Source organism: Novosphingobium sp. EMRT-2, assembly GCF_005145025.1.
GTDB lineage: Bacteria > Pseudomonadota > Alphaproteobacteria > Sphingomonadales > Sphingomonadaceae > Novosphingobium.
In genome coordinates, this window is record NZ_CP039699.1 from 98,928 (window position 1) to 122,763 (window position 23,836).

Genomic DNA, 23,836 nt, shown 5'->3' on the forward strand with positions numbered 1-23,836 from the left:
TGTGATCGTCATCGAGCTGGCGAAGCGCTCCGAGACACAGCAGTCTGGCCAACGACCGGGCTTCATCGGTATAGCCCGGCGTTGCCAGCCATCCGGTTCCGGGCCGAAAGAGCCAGGTTCTCACGCCGATGGGGCCGGTGTAGCGATGGTGTGATCAGGGCTGGCGCGCGTGATTGGTGAAGGGCTGATTTCGGCGAGGTTTGCGGACAGTCCGGAACGGCAGCTTAAAGGCCGCGAAAACGGGATAATTGCCCTACAGACATGTCAGTGTAAGCGCCGGCATCAAAGAGCCTCATGGCGCTGTTCCTACTCGACGGCGCCGCTATAGAGAGAAGATGTTCGGGGAGCATTACGATCTCAGTCGCCGGTTTCGTCCGGCTACCAAGGAAGGGGACGATGACCGGTCGTTCCGCGGGCTATTCGGCGAAGACCTGAGAGGCACGTCGGCGTGGCCCGAACTGCTGGAGACGCGCCGTACCATCGTTCTCGCCGAGGCGGGCAGCGGCAAGTCCAGCGAGTTCGACCATCAATGTTCCGCCCTGCGCCAGACGAACAAGTTTGCGTTCAAGGCGACTGTGCGCGACGTCGCGGACGCCGGCCTCGAGGCGTCGCTGGTTCCGAACGACCGCACTCGATTTGCGCAATGGCGGGCAGACCCGGACGCGCCTTGCTGGCTCTTCGTGGACTCGGTCGACGAAGCCAAGGACCAAGGACATCATTTCGACACGGCCTGTCGGAAGCTGGCCGATGCGATCGCCGGGCTGGAGGAGCGCGTTCATCTCTACATCTCGAGCCGCTATACCGATTGGGATAAGACTGCCGATCGCATCTCGGTCGAGAAATGGCTCTCGCTGCCCGAGCCGCCCCCTCCCCCGACCGATGTCGCGGATGAGGTTCGCGCGACACTGCAGAACCGGGACAAGAGTCCGCCAAAAGTGCGCGAAGAGATCGGTGTCCTGGTCATGGAGCCGCTCAGCCGCTGGCAGGTCGAGCGCTTCGCGCGTGCCTCAGGCATCAAGACGATCGATGCTTTCCTGGCTGCGGTCGATCATGGCAGCCTTTGGGAATTCGCGGCGCGGCCGATGGACCTCGGTTGGATGGTGGAGTTCTGGCGCGGTCATAAGCGGCTCGGCTCGCTTCGGGAGATGATCGAGGCCAGCCTGAAGGCGAGGCTGCTCGATCCCGATCCGCTTCGCCGCAAGCGCGATCCGCTCGACCTCGCCAAGGGCGCTCATGCCCTCGACCGGATTGGAGCAGCGTTTTTGCTGTGCGGGCGCGATTCCGTGCGTGTCCCTGCCGCCGGCCTGGACCTGTCGCCTCCCGAGCGCTCGATGCCAATCGAGGAGATCCTGCCGGACTGGCCGGATGGCGAACGGCTCCTTCTGCTGGGGCGCCCGGTCTTTGATCCGGCGACGCTAGGCCGGGCGCGGCTGCACAACGACAATGAGGCGACGCTGCGATGTTATTTGCTGGCGCGCTGGCTGGGACGGCTTCTCGCTGAGGGGTGTCCCGTGGCGGTGGCGAACGATCTCCTGTTTGCCGATACCTACGGCTATCGGCTGGTTCGGCCGGAGATGGTCGAGGTTTCAGCATGGCTGGCCGGAGAGAATGATGCGATCGCCGACTCACTCATCGCTCGGTCGCCCTATAATCTTCTGCGCTATGGGGATCCGGGGTCGTTGCCGATACCGGTGCGGGTCAAGGCATTTGCGGCGGCGCTCGCGCAGGTCGAGACGATTGATCCACAGAAGCTCTGGTTCGGCGAGCAGGGGCTTCGCCGGTTCGCCGATCCCGGCCTCGACGACCATATCGCGGGTTGGTGGGAGATTGCCAAAGGCGATGAGGAAGCTCGGCACCTGCTGCTGCGCCTCGTCGATTTCGGCGGCCAGAAAGGCGGTCTCCCCGTTGTGCGCCGGGTTGCCTACGACCGCAGCACCGATGAGATCACGCAGCTGCTCGCGAGCCGGGCTCTTCTGAAGCTTGGCGAGAAGGCAGATCGTGCCGCCTATGCACAGCACGTTGCGGAGCAGGGTTCCGATCTCTCACGCTCGATCATTCTCCAGGCCCTAGACGCGCTGTTCCCGGAAGAGATCGATGTTGGGGCATTCTTCGCGTTGATCGATAAAGCCGGGGTCACGGGCGAGGACGACATTGCGACCATACTGCCGCTGGGCAGTGAGCTGCCGGCGGGCCTGACGCGCCGGGAAGACCTGCACCGGTTCCTGACCGAGGTCGTCGCTCGGTCCGGCGATTTTAGCGGCGACACGGTCGATGAGGACAAGCCGTTTCGCGAGGCCTTCTCGCAGATGGCAGCCAGCGCAGCGCTTCGTCTCCTCGACTATCATCCGTCGGACATCCCCGATGTCGTCACGGATCTCTTCCTACTGCTTCACGAATCGCACCGTCGAAGCGGGTCCGAGGCAAGCTTCAAGACGCTGGGCGAGGCATTTGGTGCATCTCCGGGGCGGCGCCGCACGTCGCTCTGGCGGTCGATCGTGCGGCTACGCACGCACCCCTATGCGCGTGACGATGGCGAGCTCAACATCTGGTTGGTCCAGCATCTCGGATGGCCGGTGCTGCTGAGCCTCGCCGACATCGACTGGCTCCTCCTCGATGTGCGCGAGCGAACCGACCGGCAGGATCGGCTGACGGCGCTCCGTGCGGCGCATACGCTCTGGCGGCAGTTCGGGGGCACTGACGGGGACATGCAGCGCATCGTCGACGCCGTGGCCGACGATGCGGAGTTCTCGGCCCAGCTTGCGGCCTGGCGGTCGCCGCCGCCCGAGACGCCCGAGATGGTCGAGCGGATGGCTGGGTTCGACGCGGCGCGGAAGCGCAATGAGGATCAAGCGGAAGCGCGCGACCAGAGCTGGGTCGAGCTCATCAACACGCTCCGTGACGATCCGAGCTTCTTCGACAGCCTGTCGCCTCAAACCGACGAGACAGTAGACTCGCGCCTCTATCATCTCTGGCAGTTCCTCTCCTGGCGGACTGAGTCCCGCTCGCGCTACTCGATCGACAGCCTCGATGTGGTCGAGCCGGTGTTCGGGCCGGAGATGACAAGACGCTTCGGCGAGGCTTTGATGGCGTTCGCCTATAAGCGCACTCCGGTCGGAACCGTCGAAGAGGCCGCCCAGCGCCGCACGGTCACCAGCTTTGACATCATGGCATTGACCGGCATGTCGCTGGCGGCAGCCACAGTTCCAAACTGGGCGGAGCAGCTCGATACTGCCCGCGCCGTGCAGGCGGCGCGGCTGGCCGTGATCGAGCTCAACGGCTTTCCAGCCTATCTCGTACCGCTCAGCCAAGCGCATCCCGAGGCCGTGCGCTCGGTGTTGTGGCGGGCGTCACGCGCCCAGCTCGACCGGCTCGATAAAGTAGACCACGGGATGCTCGACCGGCTGGAATATGCCGATGGCGTGCTTGCCCGGCTGCTGGTTCCCGACCTGATTGATTATCTGCGCGACAATGACAATCTGGCGGCGTTGGCGCTCGAGAAGATCGTCTCGGTGCTGATCCAGGCACAGCCTTTCCCGTCCGAGGGGTTGGCGGAGCTGGCCGAAACGCGCGCGACGGCGGCGACCGACCCCGTAGTCGCAGCCTATTATCTGCTGCTTCTCTTCGCGCTGGAGGGCGATCGCGCCGTCGACCGACTGCGCGAGAAAATGAGCACGCTCGATGGTCAAGACCAGGCCGCCTTGTGCTGCACCCTGTTGCCGCGGCTGTTCGGTGGCCGGTTCAATCGCACCGTGGCACCGCCACTGCCTCTTTCCGCTGAACGGCTCGAGCAATTGCTCATCATCGCGTTCGAGGGTGTCCGACCCGCGGACGACATCGTGCGCGCGAACGGCAAGGTCTATTCGCCGGGCTTACGCGATGAGGCGCAGGACGCGCGGCATATGATCTTCGACAGACTGCTGAAGACGCCCGGTGAAGCCACGCAGGCCGCGATCCGGCGCATGGCGGAGATCCCCGACTTTCCGATCGAACCCAAGCATCTGCGCATCCATGCCGAGCGGCATGCCGAGGTGAATTCGGAGCTGGTCGCCTGGCTGCCGTCCGACGTGGTGGTGTTCGAGAAGAGTTTTGATCGCGCGCCGCGCACGACGGAAGATCTGCAGCTGATAGCGCGGCGCAGGCTCGAGGCGATCGAGCATGATCTTCTTCATGGCAAGTTCGCGCAGGGCGATACGCTGCAGGGACTGGCCGACGAGGATGCGGTCCAGCGATGGGTCGCGACCCAGCTTGAGGAGCGGCGCAAGGAAGCCTATACCGTACAGCGCGAGACCCATTTCGCGGATGAAAAGGAACCCGACATCACGCTGACGAGCCGGCACGGCGGTGTCGACCTGCCGGTCGAGATAAAGGTGGCGGATGGCCTCTCGGTCAAGCAGTTGGAAGCGGCGCTAGAAGTTCAACTTTGCGGTCAGTATCTGCGCCACGAGACGGCACGTCACGGCATCCTGCTCCTCGTCCTCCAGCAGCCGCGCCCGGGTGGCTGGGTAATCGCGCCGGGCGGCCCACTCGTCCCCTTCTCCGTCGTCATGGACCATCTTCATGCGCGCGCACGGGCAATTCGCGAAAGCGCGGCGACCGGTCCGCAACCGATTGTGTGCGCGATCGACGTCTCCGAGGTGGTCCCGCTCAAGGTCAAGCGCGCGGCCGCGCGCGCCAAACGCAAGTCAAGCACAGCGAAGACTAGAAAATCGATCAAGGCACCATCGAAACGACGCAACTGACGACCTGGTATTGGCATGCATCAGCGAAGCCCTGTTCGGCGTGGCGGGACCGCGCTGGCGGGTGATCGCGTCTAGCTAGCGTCGTCGGGTCCAGCGTCTGGCGTCTCAGGCGCGCCATCATCTGGCGGCGGGACCGGCCCCCTGGCTGGCCGTCTGATATGGGGCAGGAGGTCGCGCCAGACTTGCGGAGGCACTGGCAGGCGATGTGCGCGGCAAGCGGTCAGCACGATCGGCCAATGGCCTGTTGAGTTGCACTGAGAAGTGACCCGGGATTTTCATTGAGAAGTGACCCGGGTGGGCGTGGATGATGTGCTGCCTGCGACGAGCAGGGTCAAGCGGGTGATTTGTCCTTTCTGGATTTTGGGGCGGCGGAACTGGCTCTGAAGCGGAAGCTGTCATTGCCGGTTTCAAGGATATGGCAATGATGCGTGAGGCGATCCAGCAGGGCGGTGGTCATTTTGGCATCGCCAAAGATACTGGACCACTCGCTGAAGCTCAGGTTGGTGGTGATAACAACGCTGGTCCGCTCATAGAGTTTGCTGAGCAGATGGAACAGCATGGCCCCGCCTGAAGGGCTGAAGGGTAGATATCCCAGCTCATCAAGGATGACGAGGTCGAGGCGCAACAGACGCTCGGCCAACTGGCCCGCTCTGTTTGCGGCCTTTTCCTGCTCCAACGCATTGACCAGATCGACGGTGGAGAAGAAGCGGATCTTTTTGCGGTGATGCTCAACCGCCTGGACGCCCAAAGCCGTCGCGATGTGGCTTTTGCCGGTGCCTGGTCCGCCGATCAGTACGACGTTGTCGGCGCTATCCATAAAGTCACCACGGTGAAGTTGACGCACGAGCGCCTCGTTGACCTCACTGACGGCAAAGTCGAAGCCTGCCAGATCCTTGTAGGCCGGGAACCGGGCTGCCTTGATCTGGTAAGCAATGGACCTGACCTCCCGCTCGGACATCTCCGCCTTGAGAAGCTGTGAGAGGATCGGAACGGCAGCATCAAAGGCTGGCGCGCCCTGCTCGATCAGATCACCAGCGGCTTGCGCCATGCCATACATTTTGAGGCCACGTAGCATGACAACCACAGCGGCGCTGGCCGGATCATGACGCATGGCGTAACGCCCTCAGCGTGTCGTAGCGTTCGACATCGGCAACAGGCTCCTGGGCGAGGCGCAGGGCCTGCGGGGCATCGATTGGGGATGCCGGTGGAGCCTTGCCATCGATCAGGCGGTGCAGAACATTGAGGATGTGGGTTTTGGTCGGCACCCCAGCTTCGAGGGCCAGTTCGACGGCGCTGAGCACAGCCTGTTCGTTATGCTGTAGAACAAGGGCGAGGATTTCGACCATCTCCCTGTCACCACCGAGCCGCTTGAGCAGATGCCCCTGCAGTTGCCGGAAGGCTTCGGGCATTTCGAGGAATGGCGCCCCATTGCGCAAAGCGCCAGGCTTGCGCTGAACAACTGCCAGATAGTGCCGCCAGTCATAGATCGTCTGCCCCGGCTTCTGGTGAGAACGGTCGATAATCCGGTTGTGCTCGCACAAGATTTGCCCCTCGGCCGCGATGACCAACCGATCAGGATAGACCCGCAGGCTCACTGGCCGGTTCGCAAAGGATGCAGGAACGCTATAGCGATTGCGCTCGAACGCGATCAGGCAGGTCGGCGACACGCGCTTGGTATGTTCGACAAAGCCATCGAAGGCCCGCCCCATCGGCATCAGGCTGATAATCTCAACGGCGTGCACATCGGCAACTGTGCCGGGGAGGACGCCATGCTGGATTTCTCCCCATTGTGCGATGCACCGCTCTTCCAACCAGGCATTGAGGGCATCAAGATCTGGGAAGTTGGGCATTGGCTGCCATAACCGTCGACGCGCATCCTGAACGTTTTTCTCGACCTGACCTTTCTCCCAGCCTGAGGCCGGATTGCAAAAATCCGTTTCGAACAGGTAGTGGCTGGCCATGGCAGCGAACCGCGCATTGACCTGTCGGACTTTGCCCTGGCCGATCCGGTCTACAGCCGTCTTCATATTGTCGAATATTCCACGCTGAGGCACGCCGCCCAGCACCCGGAAGGCCTGCGTCAGTGCGTCGAACAACATCTCGTGCGTTTGCAGCAGATAGGCTCGCGTGATGAACGCCCGACTGTGGGAGAGCTTGGTATGGGCCACCTGCAGCTTGGTAGGCCGGCCATTCAGAAGGGCGTAATCTTCACTCCAATCGAACTGAAAGGCCTCACCGGGCTGGAAGATCAGCGGTACGAATGTGCCGCGCCCACTGGTTTGCTTTTCATATTGGCGTTCGGTCTTCCACGAGCGGGCGAAGGCGGCAACACGGCTGTATGATCCCTCGTAGCCCAGCTTAACCAGATCTGCATGTAGCTGCTTGGCTGTTCGCTTCTGTTTGCGCGACTTGCCAGATTCCACCCGCAGCCACGTCGTCAGTTTTTCTGCAAACTGATCAAGCTTGCTCGGCCGTTTGGGAACCTTGAACGTCGGCTCCACCGCGTCATCGCGCAGATATTTGCGGATCGTGTTGCGCGATAATCCAGTCCGCCGCCGGATCTCGCGAATGGGGATGCCTTGCCGAAAATGCCAGCGGCGGATCACACTGAGTAGGTCCATGTCGATCACTCCGATGCCTCCTGACTGTCAGCCAGGGGCGAGGAAAACATGGGTCAATTCTCAGTGAAAACTTATAACCCTCCCGGGTCACTTCTCAGTGCAACTCAACAATTACAGCGGTCTGCACGAACTCGATGTCTACGCCCGCGCCAATGTCGTCCACTGTCGCGCGCGCGGCAAGAACAACTTCGATGCGACCCATTTCGTGTTTGCGGACATGGTTGTCGAAGTCGATGTCGAAGGTCCGAAAGGGGTGGACCCGTGGGAATAGCCCGCTGGCCACTGCTCGCCCTCTTCGCCGCTTGCGCCTGCACGGCGAAGGGTCGGCACGCTGAAAACGGCCACGATGAGGTGCCGGTGCGGCCCGGCCTGTGGAGTGTCGTTGCTCTGAACGATGACGGGGAAGATCCGGCAAGCCGCACCGAAGCCTGCCTTGCCGAACAGACCTGGTTCGCGATGGCTGCGCTGACCTCCGGCTCGCGCGAGATGGGTTGCGAACCGCTCGAACCGATTGCGCCGCGCGGACCGTCCGCAGCCGTGACGGGCGCCCGCGAAGTATGCCGACAGGGCAGCAAGACCGTGATCCGCACCGTGTCGCTCGATGGCGGCAGGCGGGTGAGTGAGCCGCTCGTGGCCTATGGCGAAGTTACCCGCCTGCATGTCGTGGGCCAGTCGGGCGAGGAAATCAGCCGCACACGCCATGTCTGGCTTGGCGCCTGTCCGGGGCCGGACGGCAAGCTGCTTGGGCTTGCGGCGGAGTAATGAAGCCCAGCCTTGAGCGCACTTTCACACCAGGAAAGGCCAATGGAATGACGAACGGAGATGGCTTCAACCCACATGATGCGCAGCAGGTTCGCCTGAAACTGCGCAGGCTCTTGAAGCCTTTAACTGCATTCGCCCTTGTCGTTGCGGCTGGCCACATCGTGTCATTCGGCCTCGCAGAGCGCTATCTTCGCCCAGCCTGCGCCGCAGCCGCCGAAGTCAGGCATTGGCAAAGCGACGACTATCGCCTCCCGGGCCTTACCAGGACGCGCGGCCCGCGGCGCAGTTATTGCATCATGCGCGATGCCCAAGGCAGCGAGCACCTGCTTTCCGCAAACCGTGTGGTGGTTTTCGCAATTGTGTTCGATCCTTGGTTGGTGAGCGTCGTCGTCGGCGTGCTCGCTGCTGTCATTCTTGTTCGAAGAGATCGGCAGTCACCCAGTTGAGCAAAAATCGCGCTCACATACTCGACTCAGGCTGGAACGGCAGCGTTTGCAGTATAGTTTTGCTTGCGGCGTGGTCATTGCATCCGAGTATCGGTCAGACTTTTTGGCCAGTAAGACACTGACAGCAAAGTGTGAAGGATGGACAACAATCAAGGGGCCATCCTTTGTGGATTGAAAGCATGCCGCCGGTGATCAGAACTCCCCAGCCACCCCGACACGGCCGGTAAACATGCTTCCGCTTGCGTAGGGCGCGCTTGCTGTCACAACGGAGGGATCGTCCGTGTCCATGCGACGCGCCAGCGATACGCCCCAGCCCACCTGCCCGCGATAGACCGATGTGTTTGCCGTATGCACTGCGCCCCACAAATGGCAGGTCCCGGCGTAACTTGGCGTTCATACGCGGGTTGGCAAACGACGGCTTTATCCCACCCCTCTTCATTCAGGCGCCCCGCCACGACGGTGAATGAACGACTGGTTCCGACGCTCCAGCCTGGTTCCCTGAACGGCCGCTATTAAGGCGGCAATCACCGGTTCGAGCACCGGCGTGCAGGCGTCGGCTATCGCCATCGCCTCGCAAAAACCCGTCTTTCAGGACACGACTTTGAAGCGCGCGTTCATCCATGACCGTGACGGTGATGAAGATCGGGATAGTGCGGATGGGCATGGACTAGGCGCACATGGACGTGAGCATGGCTGTGCGGTTCGCCAGGTGGGGCGTCGGAGGCGTGCTCATGGCGATGGTGCTCGTCATGCACATGGGCATGGGCGTGCTCGAGAGGTTCATGGACATGGCTGTGGTCGTGGCTTTCCGCGAGATGCAGGTAAAGGCCGATGATCATCAGCATGGCGGCCGCGATCAGGCGCAAGGTTACGGGGTCTCCCAGCAGCCCAATGGCGATCAACGCCCCGATGAAGGGCGCTGAGGAGAAATAGGCCCCGGTGCGCGCCGAACCCAAATGGCGCAGGGCCAGCACGAAAAGCACGAGGCTGACCCCATAGCCCAGAAAGCCGACCAGTCCCGCGCAGGCTAGCGTCGTCAGCCCCGGCAGATGCGCGCCGCTGGCAAGGCCCAGCGTCAGGTTGCCGCTGCCTGCAGCAAGCCCCTTAACCATGGCGATCTGCACCGGATCCGATCCCGAAAGTTTGCGGGTGAGGTTGTTGTCGATACCCCACGCGATGCAGGCGCCCACAATGGCGAGGGAGCTCCAGCCAATGCTTCCGGCACCGCCCCTCCACGATAAGATGAGCGCCCCCGTCAGAATCGCCAGCGCGCCGACCAGCAACCGCCGGTCGACATGCTCGCGCAGCACCAGCCAGGCGATGCCCATCGTGGCCAGCCCTTCCACATTGAGCAGCAGCGCCGCCGTTGAGGCAGGCGTGGATGCAAGCCCGATCATCAACAGCACCGGCCCGGCGACTCCGCCCGCCAGTACGACCAGCCCCATCCAGCCCCAATCCTTGCGCACCAGACGGACTTCGTCCTGCCTGTCCTTGCGGAGCATCCAGACAGCAGCCAGTCCCAACCCGGAGCCGAGATAGAGCAACCCCGCCAACATCCATGCATCCAGCCCGTCGCCGAGCATCAGCTTGGCAAAGGGCGTGCTGGCGCCAAACAGCGCAGCAGACGTCAAGGCAATGGCGGGAGCGGAGGAGAGCTTGAAACGGGACATGGCGTCGATGTAGCACAGCGCCGGGGCCATGTCGGCAATACTGATGCTGCGATCTTGCCATCAAATCTATCAAGATACTTGCCGTGATCTGTTTGCTGCACTAGAGGAGGAAGCACCGGGATAAAGCAACCTCCCGGCCAGGCGTCAGCCCAAGTGTTGCCTTCTCCGGCCTGCATTGTGCGGGCGGAAAGGTGATAGGCGTATAGATGACGACCTCTTCTTCCCATCCTGATTTTGCCGAACTGGTGCGCGTATCCGCCCGCATTGGCTGCCTCAGCTTTGGCGGGCCGGCAGGGCAGATCGCCTTGATGTATCGCGAACTGGTCGAGGAACGCGGCTGGATCAGCGAGGAGCAATATCTCCACGCTTTGAATTTCTGCCACCTGTTGCCCGGGCCAGAAGCGCAGCAACTGGCGATCTGGATTGGCTGGAAACTCCACGGTATTCGCGGCGGACTGGCGGCGGGGCTGCTGTTTGTCATTCCGGGCGCGGCTGTCATTCTGGCGCTTTCAATGCTCTATGGTGCGGCGGCGCATCTGGCGTGGTTTGCTGCGCTGTTCCTCGGCATCAAGGCGGCGGTTCTGGCCATCGTGGTGCAGGCGGTGCTGCGTTTGGCAGCGCGGGCGCTGGGCACAGACTTCCGCAAAGGCGCGGCGGTCGTTTCGTTTCTGGCGCTGTTCCTGTTCAACGTGCCCTTTCCGCTGGTGGTGATCGGCGCGGGACTGGTGGGCTGGCTGGTGGCACACTGGCGCCCGGCGCTGCTGGGGTTGAAGGCAGGCGGCGAGCCCCTGCCAACCTCGCCGCGCCCCTGGGGCCACAGCGTGAAGGCTGTGTTGATCGGCATGGCAGTGTGGGCCGCGCCGATGGTGGCGGTGTTTGCCCTGCTAGGGCGTGATCATGTGCTGTGGCGCGTGGGCGTGTTTTTCTCCAAGCTGGCGGTGGTCACCTTCGGCGGGGCCTATGCCGTGCTGGCCTATATGGCGCAGCAGGCGGTCAGTGCGCAGCACTGGCTTTCCGCCGCCGAGATGGCCGATGGTCTGGGGCTGGCCGAAACCACGCCGGGGCCGCTGATCATGGTTACGCAGTTCGTGGGCTATCTGGCAGCATTCCGCGCACCGGCGCCTTTCACGCCGCTGGTGGCGGGTCTGCTGGGTGCCGGGTTGACCACATGGGTGACCTTTGCGCCCTGCTTCCTGTGGGTTTTCGCGTTGGCGCCATGGATCGAGCGACTTGAGCGCGCGCAGGCCTTGAAAGGCGCGCTGGCGCTGGTCACCTCAGCCATTGTCGGGGTGATCGCCAACCTGTCGGCCTGGTTCGCGCTACAGGTGTTGTTCCATGACCTGCGCCCGGTCTGGGGTAGCCTCAGCCTTCCGGTGCTGTCCAGTTTCGACTGGCGCGCGGGGGCTATTGCGGCCGCTTCTGCTTGGCTGATCATCTCGCGCAAATGGAACGTCATACGCGTTCTGGGCCTGGCCGCGATCAGTGGCTGGCTGCTGTCTTTCCTTCCTTGACGCATCCCCCCGAACAGGAGTGCACACATGTCCGATATTTCCCGCCGCAATGCATTGAGCGCAATCGCCCTTGGTGCCGCTGCCGCCGTAGTGCCGATCGAGGCCGGCGCGCAAACTGCAGCGCCTGCCGCTGCAGCACCTGCCTTCTCTGGCAGCCACACGCCCAAGCCGCTGGGTTTTGACGCCACCAAGCTCACCGGCCTTTCGGAAAAGCTGATCCGCTCGCATTGGGAAAACAACTATCAGGGCTCGGTCAAGGCGCTCAACATGGTCGAGAGCCGCCTTGCCGCCGCGATGGCTGACAAGGATCTGCCGCCGGTCATCTATGGCGATCTCAAACGCGAGGAATTGCACCGCACCGGCTCGGTCATCCTCCACGAACTCTACTTCGAACAGCTCGGCGGAGATGGCGTGGCCAAGGGCGCTGTCCGCGAGGCTGTGGCCAAAAGCCACGGCAGTTTCGAGGCTTGGGAGGCCGAGTTCCGTCGTACCGCCATGGCGCTGGCGGGTGGATCAGGCTGGTGCATTCTGGCGTGGAACCAGTACACGAAGTCGCTGCACAATTACTGGGCTTGGGATCACACCAATGGCCCGGTGACCGGCACGCCGCTGCTGGTGCTCGACATGTATGAACATGCCTTCGCCATCGATTATGGCGCGGCGGCGGCCAAATATGTCGAGGCTTTCATGCACAACATCGATTGGGCCGTGGTCGATGCTCGCTACAAGGCTGCCACGCGAGGCTGAAACGGGAACAGGGGAGCGCGATGAGAGGCATCACATTTGGCGGTTTCAGGAGCGGCAATCACCAACCCGTTGCACCGGCGTGCAGGAGGCGGCTATCGCCATCCCTGCGTCATAATCGGCCTATCCGGTCACGCCAACTTTGCGGACTTTCCAGCACAACAACGTGGTGCGCGTCAGGGCAAAGGCGGCGGCGGAACGGGGCATCGACTTGCATTCGTCAGATGAAAATTGCTTGGCCTGAGCGCTACCTCGCGCCCATGCCAGTCTCCAAACCGCTCGCGACTTCCAATCTGAACCCAACCACTGAACGAAGCAGGACGCCCGTTATTCCGGCTCCGCTCCTGATAATCATATACATCGACAAGATACATTCTGGTGAACCGGAGACGGCTCGCGTGCAGATCTGCTTTGCCTGATATGTATCCTTCTTGACCTTCGTATTTTTCGGACCTGAGTTCCCAGCCCATTGGAACACTACATACGGCTACAAACTGGACGCCAAATGTATCGATGTGAAAAGCGTAGATGTCCTTGTCATGGGGCAGGGTCAGTCCGTTCACGGACAGCAATACTCGCCTGACGGCAGCGGCCGAGGGTTGCGCGACGCTGACAAACGCGACCACCAAAACGCCCAAGATAGCTGACCGTATCATACTCATCGCCTGAACCAATTCTTGGGGTCGCACTGATGATTGCCGCTTCGGCGAATGTCTGCAAGCCCCGCCATTGCCACCGATCGGCGATGCATAGGGCCGCACTGTCGGCCGCCGTTGGCCGCCTATCACCAGAAGATGTACGAAGGAGCGGTTTCGTGGTCAGCCTCCAGTCGCTGCAACGTCTCCTATAGAGGCGGTTAAGGATAGGCCGCTGGTGTGGAGACGAGGGGCTTGATGCCCCGGCTTCTGGCGTAAGTGACACTGGCAAAAAAACCAGCGCAGTCATTCCGAACTTCACACGTCGCACACACTGGCAGATAGGTTTGCTTCCAGTCGCTGATTGACCGACGTGCAAACGGGCGTACGCTGGCGGGTAATACGCAGAGCTGGCTGTTATAGACTGAGGTCCGAATTCCGGCGTTTGAAAGGACGCGGACCGCTTCTTCAAGCTGGTCTGCATAGTCAATTGGATCTGCCCAAATGCTGGCCATGTTCGCTCGAGCAAAGCCGGTCGGCTCCAAACCCATCAGAGCCACGTGGTCTACGAAAAGAAGATTGCGCGCGATGAACCGCGCCAGTTCGGGCAACCGCTTGACCGTTTGTGCCAGGAGCACCACACGGATTTCGACACGGACCCGGCTCGCCTTGAGCGCCAGGATACCCCTGATGGTTTCGTCGAAGGCGCCGTCAGCCTGGACCACGTGGTCATGCACGTGCGCAAGATCCGCATATACCGGGATGCCCATCATCAGGTCGTGATGGCCAATGGCACCCAGGCGCGCCGCCAATCGGCCATCTGCAAAACGGCGGCCGTTGGAAAGAATGTGCAAGGCGGTGCGAGGAAGGTGTGCGGCCGCAGCCTGTACCAGCTCCAGAAAGCGTTCCCCGAGCAAGGTCGGCTCTCCACCGGTGAAACCGATCTCGGCAGCGTCCCGATCGACGAGCGGGATCGCTCGCAATACCTCCTGCGCAACCCAGGCATCATCCACGTCTCGCGGAGGTTGCGAGCACATCAGGCAATAGTTGTTGCAACGCTCCGTCAGGAGAAAGTGATTGTAGGGCGAACTGCGCCGGTAATGCACACGGACGGCTTTGCGGCGCGGATCGACGGCAATAACATCACCTTGGCCAAGAAATTTGGCCTGGTCAGGTGCCGCGACGCTCGCCGCACCAGCTGGAAGTCGGTCAAAGTCGGCCGCAGAATGCACGATGTACCAGGCAAAGCCGTCCGGAATATCGCCGTCACCAGCCACGTAAACTTCCTGCGCCTTGATCGAAGCGGGTCTATGCGGGATGCGCGAAACACGCAGTACGCCTACGTCCAGTGCCAGGCCTGCGCCATTGAATTCCAAAGCACGGGCACGCAGGGGGATCATACGCGGTTGGCCCACTTTTCAAACAAGGCCCGGATCTCTTCACTTCCCTCCATGCGAATAATGAGGCCACGAAAGAGCGCCATATTTCGGGTGCAAAAGGCTGAGAGCGGCTTCTTGCCGATGACATCGCCTTGCGTAGCGTGATGGAACACGGGATCCGCTCCACACCACGGTTCGAATGCGCATGATGAGCAGCCCGGCACCGATCCCGCAAATGATTGAGTCAATGGCTCGAGCAGGGCATCGCCAAGCATGATGTCCTCGAAGGAATCCTTGTGGACGTTGCCCAAAGCAAATGTCTGGTCGCCCATTTCGGCGAGCATGCGGCTCTCGTCCGAGGCATATACGGTTCCATCGTAGTTGTAGACGATGGCCGCGATGCCAATTCCAGCGGGACTCATCAGATCGACATAGCTTGTCTGCAGCGGAGTCAGCATCTTCTTGAGCACCATCGCCGCATAATGCTCAATGAAATCAAAACCCTGCCGGTTCAACTCGATAATGTAGTCGAGCCCTTCAAAATAGAATTGCAGCCAGCGTTCGCGACTGTAGGCAGCGTAGGACCTGGTCTTGATGGCAAAGCCATAAGGTGACAGGGGGCGGAGGAAGATTCCTCCGAAGTCAAGCCGCAGGTACTCGTCGATGATCTCCTTTACCCGGCCCAGGCTGGCGGAGGTCGTGGTCATCAAGGCACCGACATTGTAGTGCCCGAGAACGCCCCTTACTTTCTGGATACCGTCAACCGCGCGCTGATGCGAGTCGCGCCCCGGCCGCGGTCGGTTTGCATTGTGAAGATCGGCCGGTCCATCCAGCGAGGTGGAGACGAGAATGCCTTCCTCCTTGAAGAAGGCCAGGGCCTCCTCCGTCAGGACCGCCAAATTGGTGGCGACAACGAACGCGAGTTCTCTCTGTGCGATTTCATTGCGGCGCTTTGCCTCGGCAACGATATACTGAATTAAAGACAGGTTGAGCAGCGACTCTCCGCCCTGAAATTCGATCTTCAATGCCGGAGATGGAGAACGGAAGACAAGATCGAGGGCTTTGAATGCCGTCTCCCGGGACATATCAAACTCGCCGCGGTCGTTGTTCGCCCGTGAAACTTGGCAGTAGGGACAACTGTGCTCGCAGCGCAACGTGACGACGAAAATATGGAGCGCCGTGAAATTGGCGAGCGGAGCCAGCTTCGTCCGAAGTTTGAGCGCCAATAGATCGACCCCGATATTGGTGTCGCTGTCGATAAGGAAATGGCGGGCTTTCAGTTCGTTATAGGCAGGATTAGCAGGGGCAAGTTGCTGGCGTGCAAAAGCGCGAACCGTATCTCGGTCGAGAACAAGATGTTCGCCTGCGAGGTTGGTCGCAACGTAGCGTCCATTATCCGCCAGTGCCGTGAAACGCCAAGGCAGCATGGTATAAGCAGAATTGGAAGACCTGTCGAAAGCGGAAATTTCCTTGAACTTAGTCACCCTGCAAGCCCGTCTTTGAAAAGGCAAGGCCGAGGATCAAATCACGGTAGCTTCCCGTCTTCTGCTCAATCACGATACGCAGTTCCTGATCTGTAACTTCCCGCGAGAACGCGAGCTCAGCAGCGCCAGGACCGAGGTCACTTTTCAGAACGCGCAGTTCGCAAATGATTGCCGGATCAACGGCAACAATGCGAACATCGACGGAGGCCATCAGCGCATAAGCAGCCCGATGCACAGCCTCAATAGAGTAGGCGGTAGCACAGAGCTCAACGACAATAATCGCCTCAGTCGGAGACGCCGCTACATCCCCAGTAGGCATGCTCAGTAAGAGCTGGACGAATGCGAACTGTGGCTTGCGTGACTTGCATGGCTGGAATGGCTTGCATGCGACGAATGGCTGGAGTGCTGAGCTTGGGCTGTCATCGCCTCAGTGGACAATGCCAAAGTCAGATCGGTCGTGCCAGCAATGGTGGCTGCGTTCGCGACATGCTCGATAGCTGAAGAAATCTGCGGATCTGCAGCTTTTGCCGTCTGAGTCGAGACGAGCAAAGTGCCGACGGTCAGCGCGAACGGCTTGAGAAAATTCCTGCTGGACATCTGTTCCCCCGAACGTGGTCTGAAGAAATTCTCGTTTACCAATAGCGCGGCGTCAAGTGGCAATCTTTCTACCAATTTGGCGGAAAAAGAAATTGAGGTGTTTCCCCGACGATATTTGGCTTTTTATAGACATCGCCTGCGCCACTGCGATAGCAAGGTCGCGGGATTGCCCTGATTACATTGCGCGATTGTAATCCGCGCGACACCACGCGCTCACGCTCACGCGTGCAGCACGAGCATGCCTTTACAAAGGAGGATCGTCATGAAGCTCAAGTTCACTGCCGCCATGTTCGTCGCTGCGCTGGCCCTGCCGGCGGCCGCCCATGCTGCGCCTTGCAAGGATGCCAAGGGCAAGTTCATCAAGTGTCCGCCCGCCGCGCCGGCCGCCGCTGCCAGCCATGCGGCAGCAGCGCCCGCAGCTGCCGCGACACACGCAGCGGCCACCACGCGTCGCGGCCCCTGTCGCGATGCCAAGACCGGCCGCTTCAAGAAATGCTGATGCACCCGATAGCCTGATACATCGCGCGGGTCGTGAGCCCCGGATTGTTCGAAAATACAGAACCCGCCCGGCCTCAACCGGGCGGGTTTTCTATGGAAATCAGCATGCCACCAAATTCGACCGGTTTTGCGGCGCAATGAGCGCAGGGGGAAAATTGTATTCTAATCAACAGACTATCGGGAGGGGCATATACGGTGGTACGCTGATCCCTCCGGATCCGAACGATTTTCAGTTACATTCGGATCGGACATTTCGTTTTCTTTGGGCGGAACACCCGGTCCGTGGCTGGCCTTGGTTGCAACGGGTGCATGGACAGGAGGGGGTACACCACCATGCACCAGCCTACCGCTCCCTGCCAAAAGCCGAGAAGTGGCAGATCCCACGACCTCTCCGGACAGTTCCAGCAAGAGGGACGGGCATCAACATCGGGCGCTTGAGGCCCCGCCCTTCGACCGAGCTAGCGAACCCGGCCGCGTTTCACGAGATTGTAGATCGCCAGCAGCACGACCGCGCCAAGAAAGGCGACGAGGATGGTCATCGGATCGAACGGGCTGCTGGTGAGATGGGCATGTCCCGAAAGTGAGCCGAACAGAAGACGGCCTACGATCGAGCCGACGCAGCCCACGAGAATATTCCAGATATACCCCCCCTCGGTCCGCATCACCATGCCAGCGATCCAGCCGATAAAGCCACCAATGATGAGCGCGATGATGAAATGCATGGCGACGGTATCCTTCCCAATGGTTTGTCTTCGTCCCCACCGCTGAAGATGACACCTTCATGTAAGCGGCGCTATCGGCCGTTCCACCAGAATGGAGCATATTTGTTCTCGGAATGGCGGGGCTCTGCCCAACGCACGAATGGAACTCTCGCGGGGCCAATTTACAGGATGCAAATATCGGCAGTTCCGGTGGAGATGGCGGTCTCGTTGCTCCGATTGCGAGATGAAATGGTTCGTGCAATGACTGATGACTCAATCTCGCCATGGACTGCGGCCGAGGTTGAACAGGGGTGGTGACATGGAGGTTCGGGGTAATGGTCGATAACAAGCCAGCTGGTGACGTCGATGTTACGAAGGCGTGGCGCGCCTCGCAGGATCAGAAGGCGGGTGCCAGGCGTCTGCGTCTGTTCGCCGCGCTCGCTTGGGTCGTTGCTATCGGTGGTGAGATCGCGGGGATCGTCCTGCTGCGCCAGCATAAGTTCGACCACGGTAACCTCGCACTCCTGATCGGGATTCTCATTGGTATCGCCGTCTTCGCGATCGCCGGCAGCCTGATGTGGAAAGCGGCCAACAAGCAGGATCCGGCGCGCGAGTCTGAACCCTTCAAGTTCTTCGTTCAGAACCAGCTCGGCGCGATCATCACGGTCATCGCCTTTCTGCCGTTGCTGGCTCTGATCTTCCTCGACAAGGACATGGATCCCAAAAACAAGAAGATCGCCGGCGGTGTTGGCGTCGTGCTGGCTCTGCTGGCGACAGTGTTAGGGATCGACTTCAATCCACCATCGGTGGAAAAGTACACGCAGGACATGAATCAGTGCGCGGCGCAGATCAAGGCTGGCCAGCCCACAACCGCCTGCTCGCCCGAAGTCGCCGAACAGGCCAAGCAGATCGCCGCGGATTCCGAGACGGTCGCGGACGCAACCAAGGATGACGCTCATCCCGCGGGCCAGGACGTCGTTTACTGGATCGCGCCGGAAAATGGAGCCAAGACCTCGGCTACGCCGCATGTCTTCCACCTATGCGAGGCGGTGAGCCCGCTGCGCGGCAAGACAGTAAACCATGGCTCGGTAGCCGAAGCCTACGCGCAGAACGCGAACCGCATCACCAAGCAGATTGCCATGGAACAGTCCCAATGCGGGTTCAAAAAGTCGGAAGCAGCCCCAAGCGCTTCCGCAACCTGACACAGTTGGTTGAAAATCCGTTGGTGTCCGATGCGGGGGCCGAGTTGGATCGTAAGGCTCGACGATCCTGCAATGGCTCCCGCCCATAGCTGGCTGCGCTATTTGACATATCGAGGGAATACCAACGCCCGACTGGGCTAGAGCCAGCTCGCGACACCACCGTGCCGCGAGCACGTACCGCGATGGTTTTCGCTGAAGCTCCATGTACCATCGCGACATCGGGCGGTAGCGCCTCTGGGTTGGGATTGGGACCGCATCGGCCGGTGAACCGAGTGTCCATTCACGTTCGTATAATAGTCGGAACCATGCGAGATTCGCGAAGCGGAACTGTGATGGTTTGGCGTCTTGGCGACGGAGGCTGACGGGACAGCCACCAGGGCGATGCAAGCAAGGATCAGCGCTTTCTTCATGGTTCCCCCAACCGTTTCGAATGCTTCCGTCAGGTGCTGCGCTGCAGAGGTAAGCAAATCCGGTCAGCCACCATCATGCCTCTATGCCTGCCCATGTCTATCGCCTTTCCGGATCTCCCGGAGTTGGGTGATGATGCCGGTCCAGACAGTCTCGTTGCCTTCATGCTCCTCGGCGATGGCGATCGCCAGATTTTCCTCGGCGGTGCGCTCGGCATCTTCGCCATAGGTGGCAATCAGCATGGTCGCGACGCTATGCAATTCCCATTTGGCGACAACGGGCTCGACATCGAACTGTTTCATCATGGTTTGCCTGTCCGCAGGGTCTCAATCGCAAGAACTACACCACATTGCCCGCTCCAAATCATCGCCAATTTGTCATTCTCTCGCGATCGGGGCCGGTGTGAATGTATGGCTGCTTCCGATGCCCTGACCAAGGGGCCCGAACGGCCGTTATTGGGGCGATCGCGGCAAAATGCCCAGATGGGCGGTTCGCGTCCAGTTTAGGACATCAATCGGCACCCGTCAGGTCGGTGCCGCAGCGGGGACATTGCTTCGGCGGTAATGAGCGAACGAAGGGCTTGCCAAAAGTTATAATGCGCCATCGACATGTGGGACATCGTGCAAAAAATCGCGTGTAGATAACCGACGCTACGCAAAGAGTGAACGACACGTAAGCCAAAGGTTGGGCAAATCGCTCGCTGAAGCTGGCTACGTAGATAGTCAGCGGCACGAACGGTAGCCAGCCAAAGGAAGCTATGTAGAAGCGGGTCAAAGGGCTCATGTCATGGCTATACGGGCTAAAGGTCAAAGCTCGCAACGACCGCTTCCCACCAACCCAGGCCATTCCCGGTGCCAGCGACATCGATAAACAAACGACCGCTTCCGGCGTACGAGTTTAGGCGCATGAACGGCCGCTTTTAAGGCGAATTCTCCAGTTGGATGAGGCGGAAACGGTGACCTGGACGCGGGTTCAGATTTGCCTCTGCTGATAATCGCCTCGGCAAGCGCGCATGGCTTTGGCGATAGCCTTGTTGGTCTTATCGAGGTCGAAGCGCTCTGGATCGAATTTCGTACCCGCCCAGCGGCGCATCGCCTTGTACTCTTCGTGCCCGGAGTCGAGCCACGCTTCCAGGAAATCGGCATAGCCTGGGTATCCGCCGACGTCTTCTGGCGGGCATGCACGCTGACCGGCTACGCAGCGCGGATATTTGACATCATCCTCGATCCCGGCGCGGCGCAAAACCAACTCGTGCTGCCAGTCATCGCCAAAATCATATTGATACGAGATCGTGAGCGTTGGGTCGGCCTCATAGGGAAACGTCAGATCCTTGAGCTGGACTTCGGTCGTCTCAAACACCCGTGGGCCATAGGGTGTATCCTCGATAGCCTCCGGCGCGCCGATCGTCAGGCCCCCGACGTGAAACTGGTGCAAATGGCTGTCGGTCCACCCGAAGGCCGCCTGCAGCACTTCATGCAGCTGAGCGAAGTTGAGGTCGCTGGGTAGTTCCAGCGTGCGGGTGATCGCCGGCTCGACGCCGAGGATCCGGGCTTCAAGACGGACGATATAGGCGTAAGGATTGTAGGGTTTCGGCATGGCGCGACCATGCCCGCGAAGACAAAGAGCCACAAGCGTGAGGCCAGCATTTTGCGGCGAGCAATCCCCGTCGCAACCTAATGCATCCAGCCCCGCGTCGGCGGCGTTGACGGTGCAGGGGAGGGCGAGCGGTGCGCCGGTGGCGGCAGCGGATCGCCGAGACGCCACGTCGCATGATCGACGCCCGGCGTCCGCATCAGCAAGGCCAACGCTTCGTCATAGGCGGGATCGGGAAGGGCGCGCGCGAGATGGATCGCGCTCGCCTGCGATCCCGTATCGGTCAATGCGAGGCTCGCGATCGGCGTGTCCGTCCCGAGGTTGAAACGCAGCCCTTTCACGAAACGACGCCGCTCCTCCACCGCCTTCGTGACCAGGGCGCGATCGTCGAGGCCCTCGTAGGGCAGCCATTCGCGCGTCACCGGCATGACGGTGATCTCGATCAGCTGCGGCAGCCCCGAGCGGCCGATCGAGAAGCTCCCGGCGATGACCAGATGACCCTCGTGGTCGTCCGAGCGCCACAGCTCCTCCTCCAACGCGAAGCGCTTGTGGAACCGCCGCGCCATGTCCTCGTCCATCAGGAACGGCCAGTCCGGCAGATGCCGCACCAGGATCTTCTCCCCGAGCCGCGCGGGCTCGATCGATTTCACCTCGCCGATGAGGATCATGATCGCGTCCTGCGAGGCGCGGGCCAGCTGCAGCTCGCCGTGCCGGCGCCCGGCGATCGCGTCCCGGTCGTCGAGGCGGTACGTCTCGGGTACGAACAGGACACTGCCGAGACCGTCACCGCGCGCCTTGCAGCCATGGGCCGCCTGCAGCAGTTGTCGGCGCACCACGTACCAGTTGCGCTTGCCCGCCATGCGCGGGTGCCAGTGCGTCAGTTCGGCCCGGTCCCACAGGTAGTGGAGCAAGCCCCGGATCGTCAGGCGCTGGTTGGTCGCCTTCACTTCGGGCTTGTCATTGGTGAACGAGGCGGGCGCGGCGCGGGCCGGCCCGCGCGACAGCGGGAAGCCGAGCTTCAGCAGGGTCTCTCCCGTCTTCGCATCGTCCACGATCGCGCCGCCGCGCACCTGGGCAAGACCCGTCAGGAAATCCGGCGCCTCGTAGTGGTCGCAATGCGGCGCATGGAGCGCACCGGTCCCCGGCCAGCGCGCGACGATGTGCTGGCCATGCCGGTGCGTGATGTAGAGATCGAGATCGGCATCGCGCCGGCACAGGCAGCGGATGCGCTCCTTCTGCGCATAGGCATGGACGAGCAGGGCCTCGAACCCCGGCTCGTCCGCACCCATTTCCCGGTCGATGATGTGGTAGCGCTGCGTCACAGGCCCTGCGCGATCCCGTCCTCGACAATTCCCTGCCACTGCGGCCCCAGCACGAAATCCCTGCCGAACACCCCGACCGGACCATCGGCGGCATCGGTCATGTAGGGGTCCGGTTCCTTCGTCACCGTGCGCCCGGCCTTGCGCGCGTCCATCCACTGCGCATCGCGGGCGCGCAGCAGGCCGGTGAGCCAGCGCACGTCCGTCGCGATCGCAAAGGGATGCCGGCCCGCCAGCGTGTACCACAGGCACCGCTGGTAATCGTTGCGCGCGTCGCCGAGGATTTCGGCAAGCTCACGCTTGCCATCGGGATCGCCGGCCACGATCCGATCGATCGTGCAGGCTAGGTTATGGGCCTCTGCAATGGCGATACCCGGATCGGTGCCCACGCTGGCGCCGGCGAGCGCGCGGCGCTCCCAGCAGGTGTCGGGATCGTCGCGGACCTCGATCAGGCCGAGGTCGATATGGAGGTCATGAAGCCAGTCGTGTGTCATCGTTTGCCGTCCTTGCCACAGGTTGAAACACCCGAGAGAGCGCACGGACAAGCCTCCGGCGCGCACCAAAATACGGGGGTCGTTATGCTCTGGGTATGCTGGCGAGGCGTCGCTCGCCGATGGCTGGCCGGAGGCCCTGGTCTAAAATAGCACCCGAAAGGGACAGCTGCCTTCCGGCGGACCGGTGGCTCTTCTGTTCCCTACCCGTTCCGTTCGGTTGCGGCAAGAACAGGTATCCGCCGAAGGCGTTCCAGTCCATCCCATGCCGCAAACCCGTCCCAGCGAGGCTCCACTGGCAAACTCAATGGATTGAGCAGGCATGCCTCTGCCAGCGTCGTCTCCATTCTACCAAAATTGCAGGGCGCGCACGTAACGACCACGTTTTCAAGGCTGCTCTCGCCGCCACGGCTGTTGGGCAAGACATGGTCATATTGCAGCCACATGCACTGGAACGCCGCATGTTGCCCGGCATTGCGGTTCGTCCAGGTCACCGTATCCGGATATTCCCTGTTCAACAGCGTTCGGATTGCGGGGTCCACAACTGGTATCCCGCAGAAGCGGCAATGATAGCCATCACGTTCCACCACTGCTTTCTTCGTCGCCGGCGTCGGCATCCTGGGAACCGGACGAGCGTCCTTTGCAAGGTATGGTGGACCATCAGGTATGGAAATGAACCCGTGCCGTACCCGGCAGCCGGCACCCCAGGCAGCGTCGGTATATTGCCACACGACCGGACTATTCGCTTCGGCGAAGCAGCGGTCCGCTGTTTTCCGATCACCTGCCAGATGTGCGTCGACGCCGCTCGAGAGCAGTCTCGCCACTTCAAAGATCTCCGGAATGGGCTGCATGAGGCTGCGGCGAAGAGAGCGTGTCATTCGTCAACTGTGTGATCACCGCCGTCGAGTGGCAAGATACGATATAGAGCTATGGTCCAGAGGCTTGGCCCCGCTCCGGCCCTGCGGTCCGCAGCGGAACCTGCCCTACTCGCCGGAGCGCGCTCCGGCTCCCCGAGCCCCGCTCGCGGGTCTCGGCT

The 23,836-nt window shown here is 61.4% G+C and carries 22 protein-coding genes; 8 read left to right on the forward strand and 14 right to left on the reverse strand.

Going from position 1 to position 23,836, the window contains the following annotated elements; all coding sequences use genetic code 11:
• Positions 1-335: 335 nt before the first annotated feature.
• A complete protein-coding gene (locus FA702_RS22060; protein WP_136958189.1) occupies positions 336-4,739 on the forward strand; it encodes a hypothetical protein in 4,404 nt (1,467 codons plus the stop codon).
• 331 nt (positions 4,740-5,070) lie between these two features.
• On the opposite strand, the gene istB is transcribed toward FA702_RS22060, so the two are convergent.
• Positions 5,071-5,850 (reverse strand): IS21-like element ISRsp3 family helper ATPase IstB, encoded by a 780-nt coding sequence (gene istB / locus FA702_RS22065; RefSeq protein ID WP_006955904.1) that lies wholly within the window; start codon positions 5,848-5,850, stop codon positions 5,071-5,073.
• Positions 5,840-7,360, reverse strand: coding sequence for an IS21-like element ISRsp3 family transposase (gene istA, locus FA702_RS22070; protein WP_032490240.1), 1,521 nt, complete (start codon positions 7,358-7,360; stop codon positions 5,840-5,842). Before istA ends, istB begins: the two co-directional genes overlap by 11 nt.
• A 97-nt stretch (positions 7,361-7,457) precedes the next feature.
• Between istA and FA702_RS22945 the strand changes: the two genes are divergently transcribed.
• Genes FA702_RS22945 through FA702_RS22080 form a run of 3 tightly spaced genes read left to right on the forward strand, consistent with a single transcriptional unit; the run spans position 7,458 to position 8,568 of the window.
• Positions 7,458-7,631 carry a hypothetical protein gene (locus FA702_RS22945; RefSeq protein ID WP_168196194.1) on the forward strand — a complete coding sequence of 58 codons (174 nt, stop codon included), beginning with the start codon at positions 7,458-7,460 and terminating at the stop codon, positions 7,629-7,631.
• Positions 7,622-8,122 (forward strand): hypothetical protein, encoded by a 501-nt coding sequence (locus tag FA702_RS22075; protein ID WP_136958190.1) that lies wholly within the window; start codon positions 7,622-7,624, stop codon positions 8,120-8,122. The genes FA702_RS22945 and FA702_RS22075 overlap by 10 nt, the downstream gene beginning before the upstream one ends.
• On the forward strand, positions 8,122-8,568 hold the full coding sequence (locus FA702_RS22080) for a hypothetical protein (RefSeq protein ID WP_136958191.1): 447 nt from the start codon (positions 8,122-8,124) through the stop codon (positions 8,566-8,568). Before FA702_RS22075 ends, FA702_RS22080 begins: the two co-directional genes overlap by 1 nt.
• Positions 8,569-9,182: 614 nt before the next feature.
• Here the strand turns inward: FA702_RS22080 and FA702_RS22085 are convergent.
• Entirely contained in the window at positions 9,183-10,238 is a 1,056-nt protein-coding gene (locus tag FA702_RS22085) for a DMT family transporter (RefSeq protein WP_136958233.1), read from the reverse strand.
• Positions 10,239-10,444: 206 nt separating this feature from the next.
• Here FA702_RS22085 and chrA point away from each other — a divergent pair, with 206 nt between their 5' ends.
• Together chrA and FA702_RS22095 are read left to right on the forward strand one after the other, a co-directional pair.
• Positions 10,445-11,749: a chromate efflux transporter gene (gene chrA / locus FA702_RS22090; protein ID WP_136958192.1), complete on the forward strand. Its 1,305-nt coding sequence runs from the start codon at positions 10,445-10,447 to the stop codon at positions 11,747-11,749.
• A gap of 27 nt (positions 11,750-11,776) precedes the next feature.
• Positions 11,777-12,496 (forward strand): superoxide dismutase, encoded by a 720-nt coding sequence (locus FA702_RS22095; protein WP_136958193.1) that lies wholly within the window; start codon positions 11,777-11,779, stop codon positions 12,494-12,496.
• Between the two features lie 853 nt (positions 12,497-13,349).
• Here FA702_RS22095 and hxsC read toward each other — a convergent pair.
• From hxsC to FA702_RS23045, 4 genes are all read right to left on the reverse strand, one after another.
• Complete coding sequence (gene hxsC / locus FA702_RS22100; RefSeq protein WP_136958194.1) at positions 13,350-14,528, reverse strand: His-Xaa-Ser system radical SAM maturase HxsC; 1,179 nt, start codon at positions 14,526-14,528, stop codon at positions 13,350-13,352.
• Positions 14,525-15,991: a His-Xaa-Ser system radical SAM maturase HxsB gene (gene hxsB, locus FA702_RS22105; RefSeq protein WP_136958195.1), complete on the reverse strand. Its 1,467-nt coding sequence runs from the start codon at positions 15,989-15,991 to the stop codon at positions 14,525-14,527. The genes hxsC and hxsB overlap by 4 nt, the downstream gene beginning before the upstream one ends.
• Positions 15,984-16,202, reverse strand: a complete 219-nt coding sequence (locus FA702_RS22110; RefSeq protein WP_136958196.1) for a hypothetical protein — start codon at positions 16,200-16,202, stop codon at positions 15,984-15,986. The genes hxsB and FA702_RS22110 overlap by 8 nt, the downstream gene beginning before the upstream one ends.
• A gap of 110 nt (positions 16,203-16,312) precedes the next feature.
• Complete coding sequence (locus FA702_RS23045; protein WP_210417678.1) at positions 16,313-16,588, reverse strand: hypothetical protein; 276 nt, start codon at positions 16,586-16,588, stop codon at positions 16,313-16,315.
• A gap of 262 nt (positions 16,589-16,850) precedes the next feature.
• On the opposite strand from FA702_RS23045, the gene FA702_RS22120 reads away from it, so the two are divergent.
• Entirely contained in the window at positions 16,851-17,087 is a 237-nt protein-coding gene (locus tag FA702_RS22120) for a hypothetical protein (RefSeq protein WP_136958197.1), read from the forward strand.
• 457 nt (positions 17,088-17,544) lie between these two features.
• Here the strand turns inward: FA702_RS22120 and FA702_RS22125 are convergent, their stop codons facing one another.
• Positions 17,545-17,808, reverse strand: a complete 264-nt coding sequence (locus FA702_RS22125) for a GlsB/YeaQ/YmgE family stress response membrane protein (protein ID WP_136958198.1) — start codon at positions 17,806-17,808, stop codon at positions 17,545-17,547.
• Positions 17,809-18,122: 314 nt separating this feature from the next.
• On the opposite strand from FA702_RS22125, the gene FA702_RS22130 reads away from it, so the two are divergent.
• Positions 18,123-18,989: a hypothetical protein gene (locus FA702_RS22130; protein WP_136958199.1), complete on the forward strand. Its 867-nt coding sequence runs from the start codon at positions 18,123-18,125 to the stop codon at positions 18,987-18,989.
• Between the two features lie 137 nt (positions 18,990-19,126).
• On the opposite strand, the gene FA702_RS22135 is transcribed toward FA702_RS22130, so the two are convergent.
• The 6 genes from FA702_RS22135 to FA702_RS22160 all read right to left on the reverse strand — a co-directional run bounded on the left by FA702_RS22135 (position 19,127) and on the right by FA702_RS22160 (position 23,651).
• Positions 19,127-19,399: a DUF3761 domain-containing protein gene (locus FA702_RS22135; RefSeq protein WP_136958200.1), complete on the reverse strand. Its 273-nt coding sequence runs from the start codon at positions 19,397-19,399 to the stop codon at positions 19,127-19,129.
• A gap of 81 nt (positions 19,400-19,480) precedes the next feature.
• Positions 19,481-19,702, reverse strand: a complete 222-nt coding sequence (locus FA702_RS22140) for a hypothetical protein (RefSeq protein WP_136958201.1) — start codon at positions 19,700-19,702, stop codon at positions 19,481-19,483.
• A gap of 667 nt (positions 19,703-20,369) precedes the next feature.
• Positions 20,370-20,993, reverse strand: a complete 624-nt coding sequence (locus FA702_RS22145; protein WP_136958202.1) for a plasmid pRiA4b ORF-3 family protein — start codon at positions 20,991-20,993, stop codon at positions 20,370-20,372.
• Positions 20,994-21,070: 77 nt separating this feature from the next.
• On the reverse strand, positions 21,071-22,312 hold the full coding sequence (locus tag FA702_RS22150) for a DUF1173 domain-containing protein (RefSeq protein WP_136958203.1): 1,242 nt from the start codon (positions 22,310-22,312) through the stop codon (positions 21,071-21,073).
• The gene (locus FA702_RS22155; RefSeq protein ID WP_136958204.1) at positions 22,309-22,803 is read right to left on the reverse strand and encodes a hypothetical protein; all 495 of its coding nucleotides are present in this window, start codon (positions 22,801-22,803) and stop codon (positions 22,309-22,311) included. The genes FA702_RS22150 and FA702_RS22155 overlap by 4 nt, the downstream gene beginning before the upstream one ends.
• A gap of 200 nt (positions 22,804-23,003) precedes the next feature.
• The gene (locus FA702_RS22160) at positions 23,004-23,651 is read right to left on the reverse strand and encodes an HNH endonuclease (RefSeq protein WP_168196195.1); all 648 of its coding nucleotides are present in this window, start codon (positions 23,649-23,651) and stop codon (positions 23,004-23,006) included.
• Positions 23,652-23,836: the final 185 nt, after the last annotated feature.